The organism is Enterovibrio gelatinilyticus, from assembly GCF_028683095.1.
GTDB lineage: Bacteria > Pseudomonadota > Gammaproteobacteria > Enterobacterales > Vibrionaceae > Enterovibrio > Enterovibrio gelatinilyticus.
Genome location: NZ_JAJUBC010000061.1, coordinates 1 through 2,974, shown reverse-complemented (window position 1 = coordinate 2,974; position 2,974 = coordinate 1). Strand labels below are relative to the sequence as shown.

The 2,974-nt window shown below is 39.0% G+C and carries 3 protein-coding genes; all 3 read right to left on the bottom strand.

Annotation, left to right across the window (positions count from 1 at the left end):
• Positions 1-506: transposase (locus tag LRP50_RS25075; protein WP_476397369.1), on the bottom strand; the 506-nt coding region annotated here is incomplete at its 3' end.
• A 410-nt stretch (positions 507-916) separates the two neighbouring features.
• A complete protein-coding gene (locus LRP50_RS25070; RefSeq protein ID WP_274167120.1) occupies positions 917-1,594 on the bottom strand; it encodes a hypothetical protein in 678 nt (225 codons plus the stop codon).
• A gap of 126 nt (positions 1,595-1,720) precedes the next feature.
• Positions 1,721-2,656 (bottom strand): hypothetical protein, encoded by a 936-nt coding sequence (locus tag LRP50_RS25065; protein ID WP_274167119.1) that lies wholly within the window; start codon positions 2,654-2,656, stop codon positions 1,721-1,723.
• Positions 2,657-2,974 lie beyond the last annotated feature (318 nt).

Sequence of the window (2,974 nt, the reverse complement as noted above, 5' to 3'; positions counted from 1 at the left end):
CGGCTTTTAAAGCGACTTTCCCAGAAGTGTCCGGTGCATTTGTCTTCTCGGTTGGCTTGCGAGGCAATGTGTTGATTGATTAAACGCATAAACCAGCTGACTGAAACAAGACTTTCACGCCACTCTTTAATCACCTCATTGCATCGTTCACTTTCTGCTTTCGACAGTTTATCACCCTGCATAAAGTGTCGAACTAACACTGGCCCATGATGAAAAGCAAGCCAACGATCAACAACCTCAACATCTGACAGCGTTTTTACCTTTTCAACATTGATATGCAACACCACATGATAGTGATTACTCATGATGGCGTACGCACAAACGTCGATACAAAACGAACCAGCCAGCGCAAGCAGACGCTTTTCAATCCAAGCTCGACGATGTTCGTAACTTTGTTGCGCTTGCTCATCATAGCCACAAAGAAATGACCGGCGAATGCAGCGAGAAACGCAGTGATAATAAGGCGTTGCTTCAATGTTGATGAGAGATGAACGGGCTTTTGTCATTGAAATTTAAAATGGGTAGCAACTGAACAATATGAAAAGCATATCTTTATGGAGTCATCCATTCACCTTTGCCATTCACCTTTGGGTTCGAAAGCACTAGGACATGAAACTAATAAGGTTGCGGTTTTCTTAGGGTGTGTGTCCCACTTGTTTCTACCGAAGGCTAGTCTGCACAACTTTAATGGTAAACGGCGATACAACAGCGAACCGCTTTTTTGTTGATAAAACCAACGTGGTATGTGGTTTAGATTTGCTGCTTAAATGTAAGTGAAATTACAGCGTATAACGTCGGATTAAGGAGTAAGAAACTCACCTCTCAACCAAAATTGACAGGCTAAATCACAAAAGCAGGTATAACCCGACAAACCCGACGTTTGGTGTCTCGATTTAAGTCATTGTTAAATATAGTCTTATACAGCAATAACTTCTATTTCTTTTTTTATTCTCTTTGACGCTAAATATGGTGAGTTTTGCGATAAACTGAAAACAGTTGTGCCAGTTGAAATTAAAATTAAAACAATGGATTTTATCGTTGTTATGGAATCCAATTCGGTAGCAAACACCATTACGAGTATAATGCTTATCGATAATAGAAACGAAATAATAGCAACAAGATAATTATAGTAAATGCCTAATTTCTCGTGCCATTTCTCACTTCTAATATATGCGTTATTTTCTTCATCCAACTTCAGATAAGGCAAGGATCTTCTAATGGTTATCCAACTTATTCTATGTGAGGTTGAATTATGAAGGTCAATATATGCATCACGCAGTGTTTTTTCTGCATATATTCCAGTTGCCACTTTGAAATAATGAGTATCTCTCTGTTCCTTCACGACCTCTAAACAGTTAGTTGAATAAGAATTTGAAGAAATGTAAGACTCCAACCTCTCTAATCTTTTGTTTTCTTTTCGTTCGAGAAAATTGAAGATGTGTGAATAATCTCTATTAAAAACAAACCACGCTAGAACTAAAACCAAAATTAAGAAACCAGACGGAGTTTGTACTACCTCCGTAATAGCATCAATCAGTTCTGGTATGCTTTTTATCACTTCTGTTGTGTTTGTTAGCTGATTTTTACCTTCCATGGAATCCTCTAGAGATTTAACGTTCGAATAACGGGCGTTTACTAGCCCAAACTGATTGAAGCGCCTTAATCACAGCGTTTGTATGTAAAAACGCGCCAAGAGTAAACGTCCACGTTCATTCGCTTGTTATAGTCGCTGTTGTAATCTATCGAATTCCAATAGTTCTTGGCGGTGTTCGATACTTAATATATTGACAAATATAATCATAAACTGCTGATAGCTTGACCAAATGGAAGACTTAAAGAAATCTACCAATTCATGCATCTTAAACTCATGAACACACTCTCCATAACATAAATCACTAACTATGAATTTTCCTTTTTCAGTCTTGAAAGAGCCAGCTTCTCTGATGACACCAAAGTTAGGATGCGTCCACTTCGACTTTTTACGATAAAGCTCGTTAAGCAGCAATTCATGATTGTGTGCATCAGTTTCCGTTATGAGTTCTGCATAGTTAGCTGAAATGATTTTTCTGCACTTAGAGTGGCTCGGAGCTACAGAATTTCGAAACCATGCTTGTAAATCATTATGCTCACCCTTTTCAGATTGAATTTTAAAGCACTGTGCAACGTCCAATGTTTCATCGATTTCCCTGATGATTGAACCTGCATACCAAAACCCTTGAGAGAGCAGTTCCGCAGCTCCTTTAAGTAAACCGATAGCCCTAGAAAGTAGTAGGTAACAAGCTAGCTCCCAAGACTCGTTTTCGCAATCGTTGATTTCTGATTGGTATTCCCTATGTAGTACTTCTAAACGGTCTATCCAGCTTTTATATGTTTCAAGCATATTTATTCTTGAATGATTAAGCCTTTCGCGTTCATCTGTACTTAGGACACGCTCTTTGTGCTCATTCTCTACGGCTATCGAGTTGACTAACGCTTGGTAATAATCAGGCTTTTGTGAGCAAGTGGATATGTAACTCCGTGGGATCGCAGAAATACCCCTGTAGTTTACTTTTACTTCAACACTATCTTCTTTTACCCACTGTAGAATCTTGGTCTCCAAGATGCCAAGAGCTGTAGCAGCATCGCCAACAGGTATTAATATTTCACTTTTCGCCAAGTAACCCACCTTAGAATATAACGTCAGCATAACGGGCGTTTACTAGCCCAAACCTATTGAAACGCCTGAATCACAGCGTTTCTTTGAAAAAATGCGCCACGAGTAAACGCCCCGTTAATGCTCTTGTTAGGTATTTTGTGTGATAATACATAGAGATAATCATACAGAGGTGAGAACGTGACTCCAACCAACAAAAGAAAGCTATCGATGTGGTTCTACAATTGGTTGCAATGCTGCTGTGCTATCGTCCCAAAAACCGTATCTGAATTATCAAAAAGTCTCATTATTTTAGCGGTTTCATCGTTGATCACCTTCCAG

Excerpts from the sequence above, each read along its gene's own strand:
- LRP50_RS25070 (WP_274167120.1), bottom strand. The coding sequence starts at position 1,594 with ATGGAAGGTAAAAATCAGCTAACAAACACAACAGAAGTGATAAAAAGC.